This is a genomic window from Streptomyces sp. NPDC058246 (genome assembly GCF_042881985.1).
GTDB lineage: Bacteria > Actinomycetota > Actinomycetes > Streptomycetales > Streptomycetaceae > Streptomyces.
Map to the genome: position 1 here is coordinate 249,520 of NZ_JBHVWZ010000002.1, position 23,616 is coordinate 273,135.

The 23,616-nt window shown below is 68.3% G+C and carries 16 protein-coding genes; 10 read left to right on the plus strand and 6 right to left on the minus strand.

What is annotated here, in order from left to right:
• Window positions 1-65 precede the first annotated feature (65 nt).
• The 6 genes from rplA (at window position 66) to ACFVXA_RS03670 (ending at window position 11,415) form a co-directional block, all read left to right on the plus strand.
• Window positions 66-791 (plus strand): 50S ribosomal protein L1, encoded by a 726-nt coding sequence (rplA, locus tag ACFVXA_RS03645; RefSeq protein WP_362018878.1) that lies wholly within the window; start codon window positions 66-68, stop codon window positions 789-791.
• A 190-nt stretch (window positions 792-981) separates the two neighbouring features.
• On the plus strand, window positions 982-1,893 hold the full coding sequence (locus ACFVXA_RS03650; protein WP_384018025.1) for a hypothetical protein: 912 nt from the start codon (window positions 982-984) through the stop codon (window positions 1,891-1,893).
• 331 nt (window positions 1,894-2,224) lie between these two features.
• Window positions 2,225-2,755, plus strand: coding sequence for a 50S ribosomal protein L10 (gene rplJ / locus ACFVXA_RS03655; protein ID WP_362018884.1), 531 nt, complete (start codon window positions 2,225-2,227; stop codon window positions 2,753-2,755).
• A gap of 113 nt (window positions 2,756-2,868) precedes the next feature.
• A complete protein-coding gene (gene rplL / locus ACFVXA_RS03660; protein ID WP_362018886.1) occupies window positions 2,869-3,252 on the plus strand; it encodes a 50S ribosomal protein L7/L12 in 384 nt (127 codons plus the stop codon).
• Window positions 3,253-3,913: 661 nt separating this feature from the next.
• On the plus strand, window positions 3,914-7,399 hold the full coding sequence (gene rpoB / locus ACFVXA_RS03665) for a DNA-directed RNA polymerase subunit beta (protein WP_362018889.1): 3,486 nt from the start codon (window positions 3,914-3,916) through the stop codon (window positions 7,397-7,399).
• 116 nt (window positions 7,400-7,515) lie between these two features.
• The gene (locus tag ACFVXA_RS03670; protein ID WP_362018891.1) at window positions 7,516-11,415 is read left to right on the plus strand and encodes a DNA-directed RNA polymerase subunit beta'; all 3,900 of its coding nucleotides are present in this window, start codon (window positions 7,516-7,518) and stop codon (window positions 11,413-11,415) included.
• Window positions 11,416-11,482: 67 nt separating this feature from the next.
• On the opposite strand, the gene ACFVXA_RS03675 is transcribed toward ACFVXA_RS03670, so the two are convergent.
• The 6 genes from ACFVXA_RS03675 to ACFVXA_RS03700 all read right to left on the minus strand — a co-directional run bounded on the left by ACFVXA_RS03675 (window position 11,483) and on the right by ACFVXA_RS03700 (window position 18,824).
• Window positions 11,483-12,751: a M48 family metalloprotease gene (locus ACFVXA_RS03675; RefSeq protein WP_390023696.1), complete on the minus strand. Its 1,269-nt coding sequence runs from the start codon at window positions 12,749-12,751 to the stop codon at window positions 11,483-11,485.
• A 64-nt stretch (window positions 12,752-12,815) separates the two neighbouring features.
• Window positions 12,816-13,349, minus strand: a complete 534-nt coding sequence (locus ACFVXA_RS03680) for a Pycsar system effector family protein (protein WP_390023698.1) — start codon at window positions 13,347-13,349, stop codon at window positions 12,816-12,818.
• A complete protein-coding gene (locus ACFVXA_RS03685) occupies window positions 13,346-14,725 on the minus strand; it encodes a PE-PGRS family protein (RefSeq protein ID WP_390023700.1) in 1,380 nt (459 codons plus the stop codon). The genes ACFVXA_RS03680 and ACFVXA_RS03685 overlap by 4 nt, the downstream gene beginning before the upstream one ends.
• A 3-nt stretch (window positions 14,726-14,728) precedes the next feature.
• Window positions 14,729-16,957 carry a hypothetical protein gene (locus ACFVXA_RS03690; protein WP_390023702.1) on the minus strand — a complete coding sequence of 743 codons (2,229 nt, stop codon included), beginning with the start codon at window positions 16,955-16,957 and terminating at the stop codon, window positions 14,729-14,731.
• Window positions 16,954-17,841 carry a hypothetical protein gene (locus tag ACFVXA_RS03695; RefSeq protein ID WP_390023704.1) on the minus strand — a complete coding sequence of 296 codons (888 nt, stop codon included), beginning with the start codon at window positions 17,839-17,841 and terminating at the stop codon, window positions 16,954-16,956. Before ACFVXA_RS03695 ends, ACFVXA_RS03690 begins: the two co-directional genes overlap by 4 nt.
• Before the next feature lie 281 nt (window positions 17,842-18,122).
• Entirely contained in the window at window positions 18,123-18,824 is a 702-nt protein-coding gene (locus tag ACFVXA_RS03700; protein ID WP_362018909.1) for a Crp/Fnr family transcriptional regulator, read from the minus strand.
• Window positions 18,825-19,250: 426 nt separating this feature from the next.
• On the opposite strand from ACFVXA_RS03700, the gene rpsL reads away from it, so the two are divergent.
• The 4 genes from rpsL (at window position 19,251) to tuf (ending at window position 23,601) form a co-directional block, all read left to right on the plus strand.
• Window positions 19,251-19,622 carry a 30S ribosomal protein S12 gene (rpsL, locus tag ACFVXA_RS03705; RefSeq protein WP_003948652.1) on the plus strand — a complete coding sequence of 124 codons (372 nt, stop codon included), beginning with the start codon at window positions 19,251-19,253 and terminating at the stop codon, window positions 19,620-19,622.
• A 2-nt stretch (window positions 19,623-19,624) separates the two neighbouring features.
• Window positions 19,625-20,095, plus strand: a complete 471-nt coding sequence (rpsG, locus tag ACFVXA_RS03710) for a 30S ribosomal protein S7 (RefSeq protein WP_003992340.1) — start codon at window positions 19,625-19,627, stop codon at window positions 20,093-20,095.
• Between the two features lie 39 nt (window positions 20,096-20,134).
• A complete protein-coding gene (fusA, locus tag ACFVXA_RS03715; RefSeq protein ID WP_362018913.1) occupies window positions 20,135-22,264 on the plus strand; it encodes an elongation factor G in 2,130 nt (709 codons plus the stop codon).
• A 143-nt stretch (window positions 22,265-22,407) separates the two neighbouring features.
• Entirely contained in the window at window positions 22,408-23,601 is a 1,194-nt protein-coding gene (gene tuf, locus ACFVXA_RS03720) for an elongation factor Tu (RefSeq protein WP_362018916.1), read from the plus strand.
• Window positions 23,602-23,616: the final 15 nt, after the last annotated feature.

Genomic DNA, 23,616 nt, shown 5'->3' on the forward strand with positions numbered 1-23,616 from the left:
GGACACCCCGTGGCAGGGCCTGCTCGGCCCGTACCACGACTCCTCAGAACTCATCAGGAGCAGTAGTGAGCAAGCGCAGCAAGTCTCTCCGCGCTGCGGACGCCAAGATCGACCGGGACAAGCTCTACGCCCCGCTCGAGGCCGTCCGTCTCGCCAAGGAGACCTCCACGTCCAAGTTCGACGGAACCGTCGAGGTGGCCTTCCGCCTGGGTGTCGACCCGCGCAAGGCCGACCAGATGGTCCGTGGCACCGTGAACCTCCCGCACGGCACCGGTAAGACCGCCCGGGTCCTGGTCTTCGCGACCGGTGACCGTGCCGAGGCCGCGACCGCCGCGGGCGCCGACATCGTCGGCTCCGACGAGCTCATCGACGAGGTGGCGAAGGGCCGTCTGGACTTCGACGCCGTCGTCGCCACCCCGGACCTCATGGGCAAGGTCGGCCGCCTCGGCCGCGTGCTCGGTCCCCGTGGTCTCATGCCGAACCCCAAGACCGGCACCGTGACCCCGGACGTCGCCAAGGCTGTCACCGAGATCAAGGGTGGCAAGATCGAGTTCCGCGTCGACAAGCACTCGAACCTGCACTTCATCATCGGCAAGTCGTCCTTCGACGACACCAAGCTGGTGGAGAACTACGGCGCCGCGCTCGACGAGATCCTTCGTCTGAAGCCGTCGGCCGCCAAGGGTCGCTACATCAAGAAGGCCGCGATCAGCACCACGATCGGCCCCGGCGTTCCGGTCGACCCGAACCGCACCCGCAACCTCCTCGTCGAGGAGGACCCGGCCGCCGTCTGAGCCTCCCGCTCACCCCGGTGACCGCGTCGCGCACGCGTATCTGAGACGGGCCCCGCAACCTTTGAGGTGCGGGGCCCGTCCCCATGTCCGGAGAAGTTCCCGGGACGCGTCCGGGGAAGTAATCCGGATACGCGTGTCAGTGGGCTGCGCTAGCGTGCAGATCACAGGATTCACATAGGGGTGGGGACGTATGAAGAGCACGACTGTGCGCGGTGTGACCCTCTCGATAGCGCTGGTGACAGCGCTGGCAGGGGTGGCGGCCTGTTCCTCGGGATCCTCCGGGAGCTCCGGGAAGGACGACAGGGCGGGGCACAAGGGCACGACGCGCCTCAGCCCCGTAGCGGCCCTGCGGTCCGCCGAGAAGTCCACCGACGGCGCCGACTCCGCCAAGGTCGAGTCCACGACGAGCATGGGCTCACTGATGTCCATGAAGTCGACCGGCGCCATGGGCTGGGGCGACGGGCTGGTCGGCGACATGACCATCACCTACACCGGCGGCACGATGGCCGAGACGATGCGCCAGGCCGGCAGCACCTCCATGCAGGCGCGCTATCTGTCCGACGCCTACTACGCGAAGATGGGCGAGACCTTCGCCCAGCAGGCCGGCGGCAAGCACTGGATCAGGTACGGGTACGACGACCTGGCGAAGCTCGGTGGCGGATCCGGCGCGCTGCTGAAGGACCAGATGCAGACCAACTCGCCGAACCAGTCGGTGAAGCTCCTGCTGGCCTCCGGCGACGTGCAGAAGGTCGGCACCGAGTCGGTGCGCGGCGAGCAGACCACCCACTACGCGGGCACGGTGAACGTCTCGGACCTCGCCGCCAAGAGCTCCCACCTCACCGCGAGCCAACTCGCCGATCTGAAGAAGCAGTTCACCCAGGCCGGCATCACCACGGAGCAGATCGACATCTGGGTCAACGGAGACGACCTGCTCGTCAAGGCGGCCTCCAAGGGCGAGCTGGCCAGCGGCACGATGTCCTCGACTACGTACTACAGCGACTACGGCGTGAAGGTCCAGACGCAGGTGCCTCCGGCGAGCGACACCACCGACTTCAAGGAGCTGCTGAAGTCGCAGGGCGCCACGGGAGGCGCCACTTCCTGAGCCCGCACCTCCGTACGTCCGCCCCCGCAGGGCGGCCCGGATCCCGGCGCAGGGCACGGATTTGCTTGACAGCGTCCGTTTCACGTACTGTTCCCCAGAAGCCAAAGACCGCTGGTCGTTGCCGTGTGCTCGCAAGAGGACGTGGTGGCCGAAGGATCCGCTGAAACTGCGGACGACCCGCGTAGGTGACTGTGGATGTGCTCCCGGAGTTCGCTTGCCCCGCTTGCGGACGAACCGGTCGAGCTACGCCCCGTGCGCCTGCGCCGGGGCGTTTCGTTTTGTCAGAGCCCTTCCGAGCGGTCCTCATCACCCGGAAGGAGGCCGACGCTCTATGGCAAGGCCCGACAAGGCTGCCGCGGTAGCCGAGCTCGCGGACCAGTTCCGCAGCTCGAACGCCGCCGTGCTGACCGAGTACCGGGGTCTCACCGTGGCGCAGCTCAAGACGCTGCGTCGTTCGCTCGGTGAAGACGCCCAGTACGCCGTGGTGAAGAACACGCTGACCAAGATTGCGGCCAACGAGGCCGGGATCAACACGCTCGACGACCTGTTCAACGGGCCGACGGCGGTCGCGTTCATCACCGGTGACCCGGTGGTGTCCGCGAAGGGTCTTCGTGACTTCGCCAAGGACAACCCGAACCTCGTCATCAAGGGCGGTGTCCTTGACGGCAAGGCGCTGTCCGCCGACGAGATCAAGAAGCTTGCGGACCTCGAGTCCCGCGAGGTTCTGCTCAGCAAGCTGGCCGGTGCGTTCAAGGGCAAGCAGTCCCAGGCTGCCTCGCTCTTCCAGGCGCTCCCCTCGAAGCTCGTCCGCACCGTGGACGCTCTTCGTGCCAAGCAGGCCGAGCAGGGCGGTGCCGAGTAATTCGGCTCGCGCATTGATCGCTGCCGCCTAGGCAGTGGTCGCAGCGGGCCGAAAGTACGCCCGCCTCACATGTACATCCGGCACCAGCCGAATTAGTGGAAGGATCGCCCCTCATGGCGAAGCTCAGCCAGGAAGACCTGCTCGCGCAGTTCGAGGACATGACCCTCATCGAGCTCTCCGAGTTCGTGAAGGCGTTCGAGGAGAAGTTCGACGTCACCGCCGCCGCCGCGGTCGCCGTTGCCGGCCCCGCCGGCCCGGCCGCTGCCGCCGAGGTCGCTGAGGAGCAGGACGAGTTCGACGTCATCCTCACGGGTGCCGGCGACAAGAAGATCCAGGTCATCAAGGTCGTGCGTGAGCTGACCTCGCTGGGTCTGAAGGAGGCCAAGGACCTCGTGGACGGCGCTCCGAAGCCGGTCCTCGAGAAGGTCGCCAAGGACGCCGCCGAGAAGGCCGCCGAGTCCCTCAAGGGCGCCGGCGCCTCCGTCGAGGTCAAGTAAGTACGACGTACGGCTACGGCCGTGCGACGGGTCCGCTGAGGACTCGTACGCGAGCTGATACGGGCTACGAGTAGCTCTGTAACGCTGACGCACTGAAGAGCGATCACCCAACTGGGTGGTCGCTCTTCGGCGTTCCCGGGGGTCCGGCAGCGGCTGCCTTGCACTGTGAGTGGCGACGAGTATGGTGATCTTCGTTGTGCCTCCAGCCGCCCCTGTGACGGGCTGCAACGCGGGTGGCAAGACGGGCGGGACGTGACGATCGCTGCACTTGCTCAGGGCATGGGGGGCCTTGACGAACCGCACGCAGCGCGCAATTCTCAGGACGCGTCGTCACAACGATCCGGATCCGAGGCATGGATCGGTGGCGAAGAGGGCAGTATCGATGTGCATTGAGGGCGTGGCTTACCGCAGGTGTTGAGAACAACGATGGTCTCAAAAAACCGGGACTGGACATCAGTGGGCCTAGTGGCTACACTGACCCTTTGCGCTGCCTGTTAGCTGCCTCCTGCCCGTCACCAGGGGCATGCCCTCGCTTGAGCACCGATGACCGGATCATCCCTGACCTGGCCTTTTGGCTGATATCGGGAATGGACCGTCTCTGCGCCCACAGTGGGGGGCCGGTACGCGCGTAGTGAGTCCGAGCCCTCGGAAGGACCCCCTCTTGGCCGCCTCGCGCACTGCCTCGACCGCGAATACGAACAACGGCGCCAGCACCGCCCCGCTGCGCATCTCCTTTGCAAAGATCAAGGAGCCCCTCGAGGTTCCGAACCTTCTTGCGCTGCAAACCGAGAGCTTCGACTGGCTGCTCGGCAACGCCGCGTGGAAGGCTCGTGTCGAGGCGGCTCTGGACAGTGGACAGGACGTCCCCACCAAGTCCGGTCTGGAGGAGATCTTCGAGGAGATCTCCCCGATCGAGGACTTCAGTGGGTCGATGTCCCTGACGTTCCGCGACCACCGCTTCGAGCCTCCCAAGAACTCGATCGACGAGTGCAAGGAGCGCGACTTCACGTACTCCGCCCCGCTCTTCGTCACCGCCGAGTTCACCAACAACGAGACCGGCGAGATCAAGTCCCAGACGGTCTTCATGGGCGACTTCCCGCTCATGACCAACAAGGGCACCTTCGTCATCAACGGCACCGAGCGTGTCGTGGTGTCGCAGCTGGTCCGCTCGCCGGGCGTCTACTTCGACTCCTCGATCGACAAGACGTCCGACAAGGACATCTTCTCCGCGAAGGTCATCCCGTCCCGGGGTGCCTGGCTGGAGATGGAGATCGACAAGCGCGACATGGTCGGTGTCCGCATCGACCGCAAGCGCAAGCAGTCCGTCACCGTTCTCCTGAAGGCTCTCGGTTGGACGACCGAGCAGATCCTCGAGGAGTTCGGCGAGTACGAGTCCATGCGCGCCACCCTGGAGAAGGACCACACCCAGGGCCAGGACGACGCGCTGCTCGACATCTACCGCAAGCTGCGTCCGGGCGAGCCCCCGACGCGTGAGGCCGCGCAGACCCTGCTCGAGAACCTCTACTTCAACCCCAAGCGCTACGACCTCGCGAAGGTCGGCCGCTACAAGGTCAACAAGAAGCTGGGCGGCGAAGCCCCGCTGGACGCCGGCATCCTGACCGTCGAGGACATCATCTCGACGATCAAGTACCTGGTGAAGCTGCACGCCGGTGAGACCGAGACCGTTGGTGACAGCGGCACCTCGATCGTCGTCGAGACCGACGACATCGACCACTTCGGCAACCGTCGTCTGCGCAACGTCGGCGAGCTCATCCAGAACCAGGTCCGCACGGGTCTGGCTCGTATGGAGCGCGTCGTCCGCGAGCGCATGACGACCCAGGACGTCGAGGCGATCACGCCGCAGACCCTGATCAACATCCGGCCGGTCGTCGCCTCCATCAAGGAGTTCTTCGGCACCAGCCAGCTGTCGCAGTTCATGGACCAGAACAACCCGCTGTCGGGTCTCACCCACAAGCGCCGTCTGTCGGCTCTTGGCCCGGGTGGTCTCTCCCGTGAGCGGGCCGGCTTCGAGGTCCGTGACGTGCACCCGTCGCACTACGGCCGCATGTGCCCGATCGAGACCCCTGAAGGCCCGAACATCGGCCTGATCGGCTCGCTCGCCTCCTACGGCCGGGTCAACGCGTTCGGTTTCGTCGAGACCCCGTACCGCAAGGTCACCGGTGGCGTCGTCACCGACGAGGTCGACTACCTCACGGCCGACGAAGAGGACCGATTCGTCATCGCGCAGGCCAACGCGCCGCTGACGGACGAGTTCCGCTTCGAGGAGTCCCGCGTCCTGGTCCGCCGTCGTGGCGGAGAGGTCGACTACGTCCCCGGTGACGACGTCGACTACATGGACGTCTCGCCGCGCCAGATGGTGTCGGTCGCGACCGCCATGATCCCGTTCCTCGAGCACGACGACGCCAACCGTGCCCTGATGGGCGCGAACATGATGCGCCAGGCCGTGCCGCTGATCAAGTCCGAGGCGCCGCTGGTCGGCACCGGCATGGAGTACCGCTGTGCGGTCGACGCCGGTGACGTCCTGAAGTCGGAGAAGGACGGTGTGGTCCAGGAGGTCTCCGCGGACTACATCACCACCGCCAACGACGACGGCACGTACACCACGTACCGCCTCGCGAAGTTCTCCCGCTCGAACCAGGGCACCTCTGTGAACCAGAAGGTCGTCGTGGACGAGGGCGCCCGGGTCATCGCCGGCCAGGTTCTGGCCGACGGTCCGGCGACCGAGAACGGCGAGATGGCGCTCGGCAAGAACCTGCTCGTGGCGTTCATGCCGTGGGAGGGCCACAACTACGAGGACGCGATCATCCTGTCGCAGCGCCTCGTACAGGACGACGTCCTCTCCTCGATCCACATCGAGGAGCACGAGGTCGACGCCCGTGACACCAAGCTCGGCCCCGAGGAGATCACCCGGGACATCCCGAACGTCTCCGAGGAGGTCCTCGCCGACCTCGACGAGCGCGGCATCATCCGCATCGGTGCCGAGGTCGTCGCCGGTGACATCCTCGTCGGCAAGGTCACGCCCAAGGGTGAGACCGAGCTGACGCCGGAGGAGCGCCTGCTCCGCGCGATCTTCGGTGAGAAGGCGCGCGAGGTGCGCGACACCTCGCTGAAGGTGCCGCACGGTGAGATCGGCAAGGTCATCGGCGTCCGCGTCTTCGACCGTGAAGAGGGCGACGAGCTGCCGCCGGGCGTGAACCAGCTGGTTCGTGTCTACGTGGCGCAGAAGCGCAAGATCACGGACGGTGACAAGCTCGCCGGCCGGCACGGCAACAAGGGCGTCATCTCGAAGATCCTGCCGATCGAGGACATGCCGTTCCTGGAGGACGGCACCCCGGTCGACATCATCCTCAACCCCCTCGGTGTCCCGTCCCGAATGAACCCGGGACAGGTCCTGGAGATCCACCTCGGCTGGCTCGCCAGCCGCGGCTGGGACGTCTCCGGCCTCGCGGACGACTGGGCGCAGCGCCTGCAGGCCATCCAGGCCGACCAGGTCGCCCCGGGCACCAACGTCGCCACCCCCGTCTTCGACGGTGCGCGTGAGGACGAGCTCGCGGGTCTGCTCCAGCACACGATCCCGAACCGGGACGGCGAGCGCATGGTGCTCCCGACCGGTAAGGCGCCGCTGTTCGACGGCCGCTCCGGCGAGCCGTTCCCGGAGCCGATCTCGGTCGGCTACATGTACATCCTCAAGCTGCACCACCTGGTCGACGACAAGCTGCACGCCCGCTCGACCGGTCCGTACTCGATGATCACCCAGCAGCCGCTGGGTGGTAAGGCCCAGTTCGGTGGCCAGCGCTTCGGTGAGATGGAGGTGTGGGCGCTGGAGGCTTATGGCGCCGCGTACGCCCTCCAGGAGCTGCTGACCATCAAGTCCGACGACGTGACCGGCCGCGTGAAGGTCTACGAGGCCATCGTCAAGGGCGAGAACATCCCCGAGCCCGGCATCCCCGAGTCCTTCAAGGTGCTCATCAAGGAGATGCAGTCTCTCTGCCTCAACGTGGAGGTGCTGTCCAGCGACGGTATGTCCATCGAAATGCGTGACACCGACGAGGACGTCTTCCGCGCGGCGGAGGAGCTCGGCATCGACCTGTCCCGGCGCGAGCCGAGCAGCGTCGAAGAGGTCTGACGGGAGTTCGGCGGGCCCTTGAAAGTCTTTGAAATTAAGGCGATCAAGGCCCGCCGGCCCCAGGACCCCCGTATCAGACCCCTAAGACTTACAACCCTGAGAGGGATTGACGCATAGTGCTCGACGTCAACTTCTTCGATGAGCTCCGGATCGGTCTGGCCACCGCTGACGACATCCGTCAGTGGAGCCACGGCGAGGTCAAGAAGCCCGAGACCATCAACTACCGCACCCTCAAGCCCGAAAAGGACGGACTCTTCTGCGAGAAGATCTTCGGTCCGACCCGGGACTGGGAGTGCTACTGCGGTAAGTACAAGCGTGTCCGCTTCAAGGGCATCATCTGTGAGCGCTGCGGCGTCGAGGTCACTCGCGCCAAGGTGCGTCGTGAGCGGATGGGCCACATCGAGCTGGCCGCTCCCGTCACCCACATCTGGTACTTCAAGGGCGTTCCGTCGCGTCTTGGCTACCTGCTCGACCTCGCTCCGAAGGACCTGGAGAAGGTCATCTACTTCGCGGCGTACATGATCACGTACGTCGACGAGGAGCGCCGCACCCGCGACCTGCCCTCGCTGGAGGCCCACGTCTCCGTCGAGCGTCAGCAGGTCGAGAACCGTCGCGACGCCGACCTGGAAGCCCGCGCCAAGAAGCTCGAGACCGACCTGGCCGAGCTGGAGGCCGAGGGCGCCAAGGCCGACGTGCGCCGCAAGGTGCGCGAGGGTGCCGAGCGTGAGATGAAGCAGCTGCGCGACCGTGCGCAGCGCGAGATCGACCGTCTCGACGAGGTGTGGACCCGCTTCAAGAACCTCAAGGTCCAGGACCTCGAGGGCGACGAGCTGCTCTACCGCGAGCTGCGTGACCGCTTCGGCACGTACTTCGACGGTTCGATGGGTGCCGCGGCGCTGCAGAAGCGCCTGGAGTCCTTCGACCTCGACGAGGAGGCCGAGCGCCTTCGCGAGATCATCCGCACCGGCAAGGGCCAGAAGAAGACCCGTGCGCTCAAGCGCCTCAAGGTCGTCTCCGCGTTCCTGCAGACCAGCAACAGCCCCAAGGGCATGGTGCTCGACTGCGTGCCGGTCATCCCGCCGGACCTGCGTCCGATGGTGCAGCTGGACGGTGGCCGCTTCGCGACCTCCGACCTGAACGACCTGTACCGCCGTGTGATCAACCGCAACAACCGTCTGAAGCGACTCCTTGACCTCGGTGCCCCCGAGATCATCGTGAACAACGAGAAGCGCATGCTTCAGGAGGCCGTCGACGCGCTCTTCGACAACGGCCGTCGTGGTCGCCCGGTCACGGGCCCCGGCAACCGTCCGCTGAAGTCCCTCAGCGACATGCTGAAGGGTAAGCAGGGTCGATTCCGTCAGAACCTGCTCGGTAAGCGTGTGGACTACTCCGCGCGTTCCGTGATCGTCGTCGGTCCGCAGCTGAAGCTGCACCAGTGTGGTCTGCCCAAGGCCATGGCGCTGGAGCTCTTCAAGCCGTTCGTGATGAAGCGCCTGGTCGACCTGAACCACGCGCAGAACATCAAGAGCGCCAAGCGGATGGTCGAGCGCGGCCGCACGGTCGTGTACGACGTCCTGGAAGAGGTCATCGCGGAGCACCCGGTTCTGCTGAACCGTGCGCCCACGCTGCACCGCCTCGGCATCCAGGCCTTCGAGCCGCAGCTGGTCGAGGGCAAGGCCATCCAGATCCACCCGCTCGTCTGCACCGCGTTCAACGCGGACTTCGACGGTGACCAGATGGCCGTGCACCTGCCGCTCTCCGCGGAGGCGCAGGCCGAGGCCCGCATCCTGATGCTGTCCTCGAACAACATCCTCAAGCCGGCCGACGGCCGCCCGGTCACGATGCCGACCCAGGACATGGTCCTCGGTCTGTTCTTCCTGACCACGGACGGTGCGCTGCGCAACGTGAAGGGCGAGGACCGCTCCTTCGCGTCCGTCGCCGAGGCGATCATGGCGTTCGACGCCGGCGAGCTCTCGCTGCAGTCGCGCGTGGACATCCGCTTCCCGGTGGGCACCATGCCGCCGCGCGGCTGGACCCCGCCGGCGCAGGAGGAGGGCGAGCCGGAGTGGCAGCAGGGTGACACCTTCCGCCTGAAGACGACCCTGGGCCGCGCGCTCTTCAACGAGCTGCTGCCCGAGGACTACCCGTTCGTCGACTACGAGGTCGGCAAGAAGCAGCTCTCCGAGATCGTCAACGACCTCGCCGAGCGCTACCCCAAGGTCATCGTGGCGGCGACGCTCGACAACCTGAAGGCGGCCGGCTTCTACTGGGCGACCCGCTCCGGCGTCACCGTGGCCATCTCCGACATCGTCGTTCCCGAGGCGAAGAAGGAGATCGTCAAGGGCTACGAGGCGCAGGACGAGAAGGTCCAGAAGCAGTACGAGCGCGGTCTGATCACCAAGGACGAGCGCACGCAGGAGCTCATCGCGATCTGGACCAAGGCGACCAACGAGGTTGCCGAGGCGATGAACGCGAACTTCCCGAAGACGAACCCCATCTTCATGATGGTCGACTCGGGTGCCCGAGGAAACATGATGCAGATGCGTCAGATCGCCGGTATGCGCGGTCTGGTGTCGAACGCCAAGAACGAGACGATCCCGCGCCCCATCAAGGCCTCCTTCCGTGAAGGCCTGTCGGTGCTCGAGTACTTCATCTCGACTCACGGTGCTCGTAAGGGTCTGGCGGACACTGCTCTGCGTACCGCCGACTCGGGTTACCTCACCCGTCGTCTGGTCGACGTCTCCCAGGACGTCATCATCCGCGAGGAGGACTGCGGCACCGACCGTGGCCTCAAGCTGCACATCGCGGAGCGGGACGCGGCCGGCGTGTTGCGCAAGGCGGAGAACGTCGAGACCAGCGTGTACGCACGTGCGCTGGCCGAGGACATCGTCGTCGACGGTGTGGTGCTGGCCCCGGCCAACACCGACCTGGGCGACGTCCTCATCGACGAGCTCGTCAAGCACGGCATCGAGGAGGTCAAGACCCGCTCGGTCCTGACCTGCGAGTCCGCCGTCGGCACCTGCGCCATGTGCTACGGCCGTTCGCTGGCCACCGGCAAGCTGGTCGACATCGGTGAGGCGGTCGGCATCATCGCCGCCCAGTCCATCGGTGAGCCCGGTACCCAGCTGACGATGCGTACCTTCCACACCGGTGGTGTGGCCGGTGACGACATCACCCAGGGTCTGCCCCGTGTCGTCGAGCTCTTCGAGGCTCGTACGCCGAAGGGTGTCGCCCCGATCTCCGAGGCCTCCGGCCGCGTACGGATCGAGGAGACCGAGAAGACCAAGAAGCTCGTCGTCACCCCGGACGACGGCAGCGACGAGACGGCGTTCCCGATCTCGAAGCGTGCCCGGCTCCTGGTGTCCGAGGGCGAGCACGTCGAGGTGGGCCAGAAGCTCACCGTGGGTGCCACCAACCCGCACGACGTGCTGCGCATCCTGGGTCAGCGTGCCGTCCAGGTCCACCTGGTCGGCGAGGTCCAGAAGGTCTACAACTCGCAGGGTGTGTCGATCCACGACAAGCACATCGAGATCATCATCCGACAGATGCTGCGCCGGGTGACGATCATCGAGTCGGGCGACGCGGAGCTGCTGCCCGGCGAGCTGGTCGAGCGTTCGAAGTTCGAGACCGAGAACCGTCGTGTGGTCCAGGAAGGCGGCCACCCGGCCTCCGGCCGTCCGCAGCTGATGGGTATCACCAAGGCCTCGCTGGCGACCGAGTCGTGGCTGTCGGCGGCGTCCTTCCAGGAGACGACCAGGGTTCTGACGGACGCGGCGATCAACGCCAAGTCCGACTCCCTGATCGGCCTCAAGGAGAACGTCATCATCGGTAAGCTCATCCCGGCCGGTACGGGTCTGTCCCGCTACCGCAACATCCGGGTCGAGCCGACCGAAGAGGCCAAGGCCGCGATGTACTCGGCCGTCGGCTACGACGACATCGACTACTCGCCGTTCGGCACGGGCTCCGGCCAGGCCGTTCCGCTGGAGGACTACGACTACGGTCCGTACAACCAGTAAGCGAGTCGCTTCGCAGTGACTGAAGGGCGGTCTCCCCGAGTTCGGGGAGGCCGCCCTTCGGCGTTTCTCAGCGGTCCGGTGCCAGATACGGCTCCAGCGCCCGGAGCCTCTCGTAGTTGCCCGGGTGGGTGGACAGCAGGCGGGCCAGCGCGCCCGGCTCCTTGAGCTGTTGGCCCGTCGCCGCGGCGTGGGCCTTCGCCGTGTCCTCCTGGTACTGGAAGTGGTGCAGCACCTCGGCGAGCTTCGGGGCGAAGCCCAGGGCCGCGGCGTGCTGGTCGGCACGGAGCTCACCCCGGCGGCCCGCGTAGGCCAGCAGATACGGGCCGACGAGCAACGGGATCGTGATGTACGGGATGGTCAGCATGCCTGCCACCAGGAAGATCCCCATGAACAGGGCGAGGATCACGAAGGCGCCCGTGGAGAACAGGCCGGCGATCCACAGGGCGGCCAGGGCGAGCCGGCGGATCAGGGCCCAGGCCATCCGGCCGGGCAGCGAGTACCAGTAGCCGAGCAGTCCGGCCCAGGAATGGCCGCCGGCGTGGTGCCCCAGCTCATGGGCGAGTACGGCGGCCAGGTTGCTGGTCGGCACCTCGTTGAGCGCGTACGTCGTGACCCCGACGAGGTGGCCGGCGGCGGCGACCGCGTTCAGATCCTCGCTGTTCTCCACCATCAGCTCGTATGTGTGGGCCTCGACGCCCGCGCGGGCGGTCACCTCGCGCCAGATCGGCTCCAGACGCGCCCGCTCCCGCTCCAGCGGGGGCCGCAGCTTCAGGACCCGGCGGGCGAACACCCGCTCTGCGGGGCGGTGGAAGACCAGGGCGCCGGAGGCGAGCCAGGCGAGGATGATCAGCCATGCCACCGGCCAGGCGAACAGCGTCCGCGCGATCGCGGTGACCACCGCCAGGCTCACCAGGAATCCCGGTATCTGGACCGCCAGCCGCCCGATGGCCGTGGCATCGGCGCCCCGCTGGTGGGCCGCGACATGGATCCGGGAGCCCTGGTGCCGGTAGTCGAGGTCGTCGGGGGCGGCGGCCGGCTGGGGCGGCACGAAGGGGGCGGGCCGCGGGGGAGCGGAGGGGTCCTGGGGGGCCGCGCCCGAGGCTCCTGGGTGGGCGGGCGCGGCCGGGTACCGGGGGGCCGTGTCGGGGTAGGCGGGTGCAGTGGTCGGGTACTGCGGCGGGGGAGCGGCGGCACTCGGGTACGCGGGCGGGGGTGTGCCGGTACCGGGGTACTGCGGCCCGGGCGTGGCCGCGCCCGGGTACGGGGGTGTGCCCGAGTACTGGGGTGCGCCCGGGTACTGGGGCTCCGGGTATGCCGGGCCCGGGGGCTGGGTCATGCAGGGCTCCTTCGAGTGTGGGGACGTCGGCCGGGTCCGCGGACGCCGGCCGGTGGCGGGGACGTCAGCCGATGAGCAGCGCGGTGGGCAGCAGGGCCGTGCCGGTGCAGAAGGCGATCAGGCCGGTGCGGATCCACTGGTGCTTGCGGGCGGCGATACGGCTGGTCTCGGTGAGGGCCGCCGTGAGTCCGGCGGCGGGGTCACGGTCGGTGTCGGCGAGCGCGGTGGCCAACTGGCCCCCGTTCGCGGCCTGTTGGATGTCGCCGAAGTAGCACAGTGGCCGGCCGGGGGCCCAGGAGCCGCTGCGGTAGCGGGGGAGCACGGCGAGCAGCAGCGCGAACAGGGAGAGTGCCAGCGCGGTGGCTCCGGCCCACCACAGGGCGGTCCCGGCCCAGGACAGGTCCCTCGGCGTCCAGTCCCGCCCGGCCAGCAGCCCGCTGAACACCCCCGCGGTCATCCCGAGCGCCGCCACCAGTACGGATGCCTTGCTGTCGGCCCGGGCGATCTCGTCCCGCAACTCGGCGAGCAGCCGCTCGGCGGTGCGGGTGCCGGGGGTGGGCAGGGTGCCGGGGGTGGGCAGGGTGCCGGGGGCGGTCATGCGGACCCCGTCTCGGGGAAGTCCTGTGGCGGTACGCCGGGGGCGGCGCTCTCGCCCGTGCCGGGCGCCCGGGGGACGACGGGGGCGGGGCCCGCGGCGGCGTACGGAGGCGGGGTCTGTGGGGCGGGTGGCCGGCCGTGCGGCGGGGCCGGTGGCTGGTAGGGCGGTGCCGAGCCGTACGCCTGCTGTACGGGCGCGGGAGGCGATGCGGGCTGACCGGCGTACGGCGGCTGCCCGGGAGGCGCCGCCTGGCCGGCGTACGGGGACGGCCCGGCGTACGGAGACGGAGGCTGAGCGGCGTATGACGGCGGCCCCGGTTGCGGCGGCCCTGGTTGCGGCGCCTGGCCCGGATACGGCGGCTGCGGCGGGACGTACGGCTGTCCGGGCGTCGCCCCCGCGGGCAGCGCCCCCTGGGCGTCCTGCGCCGGCGGTGTCTGCTGCTCGATCAGGTCGTTGACGGCCCGCAGGGTCGAGCGGGCGGACTCCGCTCGCTGGAAGTCCTCCAGGGTGTCTCCGGCGATCAGTTCCAACTGGCTCTTGATGAGCGACAGCTGGTCCTTCTGGATGGAGCCGACGACGAGCCGGGTGTCCTCCGGGTGCTGGGCGAGGTGCAGGGCCCAGGCCCCGACGCCGCCGTGCTGGAGGTGGTACTGGTAGAAGTTGATCTTCTCGGCGATCAGCTGGTGGTCGTGCTGCTGGCGCAGGGCCTCCAGCTCGTGCTGCTGGCGGGCCTGCCGCAGCCGGAACTCGTGCTCGGGGTCCAGCATCTCGGACTCGTAGCGCAGCGCCCGCTGCCGCCGCCGGTGCGCGATCGCCTCGTCGTCCGGACGAAGGCGTACGACACAGGTGACGGCGAGGCCGGTGCCCGCCGCGAAACCGCCCGCCTCCACGGCCTGTTGGACCGCGCGCTCGGCGGACGGGCTGTCCTCGACGGAGAAGCGGCGGCTGACCGGCCGCGCGCACTGCTGGATCTCACGGGTCAGCCGCGTGGGCACGTCCCGTTCGCCGCTCGCCACGTACGCGATCGGGTCCGCCACCCGCCAGGTCAGGTCCGCCGTCGCGCCGAAGGAGAACGCGTCGTCGTCGCTGGGCAGTTCCAGGTTCAGCTGCACCGGATGGCTGCCCATGTCCACCTCGTACACCGAGGTGTAGCGGCGGGTCGCCGCGTCCGAGCGGCTCGGCCGGTGCGGCGGCACGTAGACGTCGTACGAGCCCTTGGCGGTGACGAAGACCAGCGCGTGGTCGATCGCGGCGACCGGTCTGCGGGCGGTGTAGTCGAAGCGGGCGATGGGCCGCACGGTGAGCACCGGGTCGATCAGCGTGCTGTGCCAGTCGGCGTCCTGCTGCCACTCCGGCTGACGGCGGAACTCCGCCATGGTTCAACTCCTCGATGGATCTGCTGGACGTGCTGGACGTGCTGGACGTGCTGGACGTGCTGGACGTGCTGGATGTGCTCGGTCTGCTGGATCTGCTGGATCTGCTGGGACTGCTGGGTCTGCGGTGGAGGGGTTCAGTACGCAGAGCAGCCGGTCGGCGATCGGGGGGCGCGGGCCGCCGTCGGGGGCGCGCAGATTGAGCAGTTCGTGGCTGAGGCGTCTGTGGTCGTCCGCCGTCACGACCAGGGCGGGGAGCAGGAACTCCAGGGCCTGGGCCGTGTCCGCCCGGCGCTCGGCCATGTGCACCCAGGTGCGCAGGGCGGTCAGGGCGCCGCGGGTGTGCGCCCGGTCGCCGAGTGCGGTGCGCCAGAGGGCGGCGAGGTCGCGGGCCGAGTCCGTCTCGTACATGCCCGTGGTGGCGTACCAGTCGACGAGCGCGTCCTCCTCGTCGTTGTCGCAGGCGCGGACGAACGCGGCCAGCGCGAGCGCGCGGACCGAGGCCGTGTCGTGGTGGAGCAGGCGGACCAGCTCGGAGAGCATTTCGCCGCGCCGGACGCCGACCGAGAGCAGCAGGGCCGTCGACTCGATCAGGTTGTCCGCCTCGGCCGGGCTGCTGTCCCCGGCACGGGCGCGCGCGGCGAGCGCGCTGAGCGCGGGGGCCACCAGGTCCGGGCGGAGCGGTGTGAGCAGCCCGAAGGCGCGGATCGCGGTCCAGCGGCGGGCCCAGTGGGCGTCCGTGCACCACTGCGTGAGCAGGCGCAGGATCACGGGCGCGTCGAGGAGCTGGGCCAGCGTGAGCGTGTTCGCGGCGGTGACCCGGGGGCCGAAGGACTTCGAGACCGCCCAGCCGTCGATCAGCAGCGCCACCGCCGAGGGCAGATCGGCGTGCGCGAGCAGCGCGGTGGCCGCGGCGGCCCGGGTCCGTACCACCGGGCGGCCGTCGCGGGCCAGCTCCTTCAGCCAGGCGACCAGCGCGGGCCGGGCCGACGGATGGCCCGTCCACACCTCGGTGAGCAGCACGCGCGGGGTGGTCTCCTTGCGGAAGTACGCGGTGAACTGCGGTACCGCGCCCCACTCGGTCGCCTCGTCCCGCATTTCCCCCTCGGCCCGGGCCCGCTCCAGACGGGTCTCGGCGGCGAGCCCGAACACCGGGATCTCCGGCGGCTGTTCGGGATGCTGGAGCCGCTGGAAGTGCACGTAGAGCTTGTCCGCGAGCTCGGCGGCGAGGACGTACGGCGCCTGGTCGAAGACGGCCAGCGAGATGAGGAAGGCCTTGTCCCGCAGGCCGGTCTCGGGGTCGCTCAGCCACTCCCGGCACTGCTGCGCCACCGCGGCCTGCCCGAAGTCCGCGAGCCGCGCCGCCGCCTGCTCGCTGCCGTCGTAGGCGGCCACCTCCGCCGCGAAGCGGGCGGTCTCGGCGGGGTGGTGGGCCCCGCGGGAGAGGAAGTCCCGTACGGGGGCCAGGGAGAGGAGGCCGTCGAGGTCCTCGGCGCGCCGCCGGCCGGCCAGGTGCGCGCGCAGGACGGCGGCCGTCTCCGGGGGCTCCCAGAGCGTGGGAGTGGCGCCCAGCAGGAACGGGGAGTTCTCGACGGTCACCACCAGATACCCGTCGACCTTCTTCAGCTGGTCGCGGGCCGCGAGCAGCTGGGCCTCCCGCAGCGGCCGGTTGCGGCTCAGCGGCAGGTCGCGCAGGACGTGGCCGCCGGGCGCGGTGAGCTGGGCGCTCAGGGCCGCGGGGCTGGTCTCCGAGGAGAGGGCGTGCACGGCGGGGACGCCGAGGCGGTGCAGGAGCATCAGCGCGGCGGCGTTGCGGCCGGTGGCGTGGGCGCCCGCGAGGACGAGGACGCGTTCCTCGCGCAGCCGCGCCGACGCGGCCGTGAAGGCCTGGGTCTCGACGAAGACGGTGGCCAGGGCGTCGAGCCGCCGGCGTGGGATCTCCCCGGAGGCGTACGTCGCCGTGGCCGCGGCCGTTCCGTGGTGATGGATCTCCGTCCTGCCCATGAACACATCACGGGCGACCCCGCCGGACACGCCGTGCTGGGCGCCGCCGACCAGGCTGCCGCCGACGGACGCGGCCTCGTTGAAGATGAACCCCGGGGTGTGCGCGACGAGTTCGCGCTGGGCGGCGCGGGCCTCCCGGGTGCGCTCCTGTTCCTCGTCCTCGGTGACCGGGTGCGCTTCTTGCCGCGGTACGTCGTCGGGGGCCGGCGGCGCGGATGGGGGCACCGTCACGCCGACTCACCCCCGGACCCGCCGAGGTGCACGTCTCCGGTGACCTGGCCGCCGGAGACGCCGTGCTGGTCGCCGGTGACGAGGCTGCCGCCGAAGCTGGGGGAGCCGCCGTTGAAGTTGAGGACGACGCCTCCGGGAGGGGCGGTGGGACTGGTGGAGGGGGCGGGACTGGCAGGGGCGGCGGGCACAGTAGGGCGGGTGGGGCCGGCGGCCCTGCCCGGCTCCGCCGCTGCCGCCGCCCCCGGCGCCGGGCTCTCCCCCGAGTCGCCCGGCGCCGGGGTTCCCCCCTTTTCACTGTGGTCGTCGGTGCCCTGCGGTACCGGGCCGTGCAGCCACGCCCGCAGGGGGCCGTTCTTGCTCTGCACCGTCACCGGGTGGAAGTCCTCCGCCGGAATCCCGGGGTGGCCGTGTCGCACGATTCCCGCGTGCACGCTCTCCGAGACGCACAGCGCGAAGTCGTCCGCCCTTTCGCGCAGGGCCGCGCGCAGCAGCTGGGCGTCGAGGAGACGGCAGGCGTGGTTGAGGTCGGAGCCGACCCAGCCGCCGAGGTCGTCGACGGCGACGTAGCCCGTCGCGACGACGCCGCGCAGGCGGATCTGGGCGGAGCTGGACGCCATCCGGTTGACCGCGCGGAGCTGGGCGGGGACCTCGGTCAGCAGGGCGCGCAGCAGGGCGGTGACGGAGGCGCCTGCGTCGATGAGCTCCATGACCGAGTCGCCGCGGTCGGCGCGGAGGCGCAGGCGTTCGTCGATGCCGGCGCCTTCCAGGGCGCGGTCGGTGATGTCGTACAGCATCCGCCGCAGGTAGGCCTGTTCGACGTCGTCCCGGTCGCTGTACTTCTCGATGTCGAGCAGGAGGATCGTGCGGCTCACGGGGTCGGTCATGGTCGCCTTTCGGTGGGGGCCTCGCCTGGGGAGCAGGTTGGCGGGCCCGGCGACCGGGGTGTGAGGACGGATGACCCACTTGAACTGTGACCGTGTGCACAGAGGGCTTCTTTCGCCCCCTCCGCCCCTGCCCTCCCCCAAGCTCTCGGCTTCGCTCGAGCAGGGGGGACCCCCATCGTCTCTGGGGGCTGCCGCCCCCAGACCCCCGCCAAAAGATCGCGCAGTTCCCCGCGCCCCCGGACGCCCCGAAAGGGATCGCGCAGGTCCCGCGCCCCTGGACGTCAGCGGCGCGCGATCTGTCGTAGTACGTCCATCCGGACGATCACCATCGCGCGTCGGCCCGTCACCACGGCGTCCCGTTCCCGGAGCTCCTTCAGGAGGCGCTGGACCATTTCTCGGGACGCGCCCACCGAACCCGCCAGCTCCTGCTTGCTCAGGGGGACCGACAGTTCGATGCCCTCCTCGGTGCGCCGGCCGTTGGTGCGGGCCAGGTCGAGGAGGAGGGCCGCGAAGCGTTCGCGGACGCTCAGGGAGGCGAATTCCAGGCGGCGGCGGTCGGCGGCACGGGTGCGGTCGGAGGTGAGGCCGAGGAGGGCGAAGGAGACGGCGGGGGAGCGGGCGAGGAAGTCGGTGAACTGTTCGCGGACGACGGCGACCGTGCGGACCGGCTCCAGCGCGGTGACCGTCGCCGACCGCGGCCGCCCCGTCAGCGCCGCCGACTCGCCGATGATGTCGCCGGGCCCGCGCAGCGCGAGCAGCGCCTCATAGCCGTTGGTGGCCGCCGCGGTCACCTTCGTCCAGCCGTGGGTGACGATCAGGACGTGCGAGGACGGCTCGCTCTGGTGCAGCAGCACCATGCGGGGCGCGAAGGAGAGCTCACGGCCGAGCGCCAGCAGCGCCGAGCGGTCGTCGGTCTCCAGGCGCGCCAGGAACGGCACCCGGTCGTCCAGGCCCTCGTCTCCGGGTAAATGTGCGACCGCCATGAGCCCCCCGTCACCGTCCCGTCCACCGTCCCCCGCTCGGCGTCATGGGCCGAGGCCGATGACGCCGATGCACAGCGACGGATCAACGTACTGAACGGCTCGCCGTCACCGCTGCGAAACCGTACAGATTCATAGGGTGACCGGCGGGAAGGGCCGAGGAGAAGGGTGACAAGTCCGGCGTGTCGGGCCCCACGGCATTTGTTTTGACCGAAGTCCGTGAGGTAGGTACGCTCAGACCTTGTGCCTGGGGTGTGCCCTGGCCCTCGTGCGTGCCTTCGAACCGTACGGGGATCCGTAAGCGGCCACCGTAATCTGCGCCCTTTTCGCCTTGCGGCGGGAGTCTGCAGCATTCGACACACCCGACCGCGTGGGTCGGCGACGTTCCAGGTTAGCTTCACCATTCGGCACACAGAAACCGGAGAAGTAGTGCCTACGATCCAGCAGCTGGTCCGGAAGGGCCGGCAGGACAAGGTCGAGAAGAACAAGACGCCCGCACTCGAGGGTTCGCCCCAGCGTCGCGGCGTCTGCACGCGTGTGTTCACGACCACCCCGAAGAAGCCGAACTCGGCCCTGCGTAAGGTCGCGCGTGTGCGTCTGACCAGCGGGATCGAGGTCACCGCTTACATTCCGGGTGAGGGACACAACCTGCAGGAGCACTCGATCGTGCTCGTGCGTGGTGGCCGTGTGAAGGACCTGCCGGGTGTTCGCTACAAGATCATCCGCGGTTCCCTTGACACCCAGGGTGTGAAGAACCGCAAGCAGGCCCGCAGCCGCTACGGCGCCAAGAAGGAGAAGTAGAAATGCCTCGTAAGGGCCCCGCCCCGAAGCGCCCGGTCATCATCGACCCGGTCTACGGTTCCCCTCTGGTGACCTCCCTCATCAACAAGGTGCTGCTGAACGGCAAGCGCTCCACCGCCGAGCGCATCGTCTACGGCGCCATGGAGGGTCTGCGTGAGAAGACGGGCAACGACCCGATCATCACGCTGAAGCGCGCGCTGGAGAACATCAAGCCGACCCTCGAGGTCAAGTCCCGCCGTGTCGGTGGTGCGACGTACCAGGTTCCGATCGAGGTCAAGCCCGGTCGTGCCAACACGCTCGCGCTGCGCTGGCTGGTCGGTTACTCCCGCGCCCGTCGCGAGAAGACCATGACCGAGCGTCTGCTCAACGAGCTTCTCGACGCTTCGAACGGCCTCGGTGCGGCCGTCAAGAAGCGCGAGGACACCCACAAGATGGCCGAGTCCAACAAGGCCTTCGCGCACTACCGCTGGTAGTCGCTACCCCCATCGAGACCGAGAGAAGACCGAAGCCTTATGGCTACCACTTCACTTGACCTGGCCAGGGTCCGCAACATCGGGATCATGGCCCACATCGACGCGGGCAAGACGACCACCACCGAGCGGATCCTCTTCTACACCGGCGTCAGCTACAAGATCGGTGAGGTCCACGACGGCGCTGCCACCATGGACTGGATGGAGCAGGAGCAGGAGCGTGGCATCACGATCACCTCTGCTGCCACCACCTGTCACTGGCCGCTTGAGGACAACGACTACACGATCAACATCATCGACACCCCGGGTCACGTCGACTTCACGGTCGAGGTGGAGCGTTCGCTCCGCGTCCTCGACGGTGCCGTCACGGTGTTCGACGGTGTCGCCGGTGTCGAGCCGCAGTCCGAGACGGTGTGGCGTCAGGCCGACCGTTACGGCGTGCCGCGCATCTGCTTCGTGAACAAGCTGGACCGTACCGGCGCCGAGTTCCACCGCTGCGTGGACATGATCTCGGACCGCCTGGGCGCCCAGCCGCTCGTCATGCAGCTCCCGATCGGCGCCGAGATGGACTTCAAGGGCGTTGTGGACCTGGTCCGCATGAAGGCGCTCGTGTGGTCCGCCGAGGCCGCCAAGGGCGAGATGTACGACGTCGTCGACATCCCGGCCACGCACACCGAGGCTGCCGAGGAGTACCGCGGCAAGCTCATCGAGGGCGTCGCCGAGAACGACGAAGAGATCATGGAGCTGTACCTCGAGGGCCAGGAGCCCACCGAGGAGCAGCTGTACGCCGCGATCCGTCGCATCACCATCGCGTCCGGCAAGTCCAACGACACCACGGTCACCCCGGTGTTCTGTGGCACCGCGTTCAAGAACAAGGGCGTTCAGCCCCTGCTCGACGCGGTCGTGCGCTACCTGCCGACTCCGCTTGACGTCGAGGCCATCGAGGGCCACGACGTGAAGGACCCGGAGCTGGTCGTCAAGCGCAAGCCGTCCGACGACGAGCCGCTCTCCGCCCTCGCGTTCAAGATCATGAGCGACCCGCACCTGGGCAAGCTCACCTTCGTCCGGGTCTACTCGGGCCGCCTGGAGTCCGGCACTGCCGTGCTGAACTCCGTCAAGGGCAAGAAGGAGCGCATCGGCAAGATCTACCGTATGCACGCGAACAAGCGTGAGGAGATCGAGTCGGTGGGCGCCGGCGACATCGTCGCCGTCATGGGCCTGAAGCAGACCACCACCGGTGAGACGCTGTCCGACGACAAGAACCCGGTGATCCTGGAGTCCATGGACTTCCCGGCGCCGGTCATTCAGGTCGCCATCGAGCCCAAGTCCAAGGGTGACCAGGAGAAGCTGGGTGTCGCCATCCAGCGCCTCGCGGAGGAGGACCCCTCCTTCCAGGTTCACTCGGACGAGGAGACCGGCCAGACCATCATCGGTGGTATGGGCGAGCTGCACCTCGAGGTGCTGGTCGACCGTATGCGCCGTGAGTTCAAGGTCGAGGCCAACGTCGGTAAGCCGCAGGTCGCCTACCGTGAGACGATCCGTAAGGCCGTCGAGCGTGTGGACTACACCCACAAGAAGCAGACCGGTGGTACCGGTCAGTTCGCCAAGGTGCAGATCGCGATCGAGCCCATCACCGAGACCGACGGTCCGGCGTACGAGTTCGTGAACAAGGTCACCGGTGGCCGCATCCCGCGGGAGTACATCCCGTCGGTGGACGCCGGTGCGCAGGAGGCCATGCAGTTCGGCATCCTCGCGGGCTACGAGATGACCGGCGTCCGCGTGACGCTGATCGACGGTGGCTACCACGAGGTCGACTCCTCCGAGCTGGCGTTCAAGATCGCCGGTTCGCAGGCCTTCAAGGAGGCCGCGCGCAAGGCCAGCCCTGTGCTGCTCGAGCCGATGATGGCCGTCGAGGTCACCACGCCCGAGGACTACATGGGTGAGGTCATCGGCGACATCAACTCCCGCCGTGGTCAGATCCAGGCCATGGAGGAGCGTGCCGGTGCCCGCGTCGTGAAGGGCCTCGTGCCCCTCTCGGAGATGTTCGGCTACGTCGGCGACCTCCGCAGCAAGACCTCGGGTCGCGCAAGCTACTCGATGCAGTTCGACTCCTACGCCGAGGTTCCCCGGAACGTCGCCGAGGAGATCATCGCGAAGGCCAAGGGCGAGTAACACACACCGTTTACACGCTTTAGGCTTGACACCGACCGCCGGGGCTTACCGGCAAGGGAAAATCCCGGCGGGCGGCATCCCAGCAAAGATCACCCTGGCGCCGATGAGTAAGGCGTACCAGAACCACTCCACAGGAGGACCCAGTGGCGAAGGCGAAGTTCGAGCGGACTAAGCCGCACGTCAACATCGGCACCATCGGTCACATCGACCACGGTAAGACGACCCTCACGGCCGCCATTACCAAGGTGCTGCACGACGCGTACCCGGACCTGAACGAGGCCTCGGCCTTCGACCAGATCGACAAGGCTCCTGAGGAGCGCCAGCGCGGTATCACCATCTCCATCGCGCACGTCGAGTACCAGACCGAGACGCGTCACTACGCCCACGTCGACTGCCCCGGTCACGCGGACTACATCAAGAACATGATCACGGGTGCGGCGCAGATGGACGGCGCCATCCTCGTGGTCGCCGCCACCGACGGCCCGATGCCGCAGACCAAGGAGCACGTGCTCCTGGCCCGCCAGGTCGGCGTTCCCTACATCGTCGTCGCCCTGAACAAGGCCGACATGGTGGACGACGAGGAGATCCTGGAGCTCGTCGAGCTCGAGGTTCGCGAGCTGCTCTCCGAGTACGAGTTCCCGGGCGACGACCTGCCGGTCGTCAAGGTCTCGGCGCTCAAGGCCCTTGAGGGCGACAAGGAGTGGGGCCAGACCGTCCTCGACCTGATGCAGGCCGTCGACGAGAACATCCCGCAGCCCGAGCGTGACGTCGACAAGCCGTTCCTGATGCCGATCGAGGACGTCTTCACGATCACCGGTCGTGGCACCGTCGTCACCGGTCGTATCGAGCGTGGTGTCCTCAAGGTCAACGAGACCGTCGACATCGTGGGCATCAAGCAGGAGAAGACCACCACCACGGTCACCGGCATCGAGATGTTCCGCAAGCTGCTCGACGAGGGCCAGGCCGGTGAGAACGTCGGTCTGCTGCTTCGTGGCATCAAGCGCGAGGACGTCGAGCGCGGCCAGGTCATCATCAAGCCGGGCTCGGTCACCCCGCACACCGAGTTCGAGGCCCAGGCCTACATCCTGTCCAAGGACGAGGGTGGCCGCCACACGCCGTTCTTCAACAACTACCGTCCGCAGTTCTACTTCCGTACGACTGACGTGACCGGTGTTGTGACCCTCCCCGAGGGCACGGAGATGGTCATGCCGGGCGACAACACTGAGATGAAGGTCGAGCTCATCCAGCCCGTCGCCATGGAAGAGGGCCTCAAGTTCGCCATCCGTGAGGGTGGCCGGACCGTGGGCGCCGGCCAGGTCACCAAGATCAACAAGTAAGTCTTGTTGGCTTGA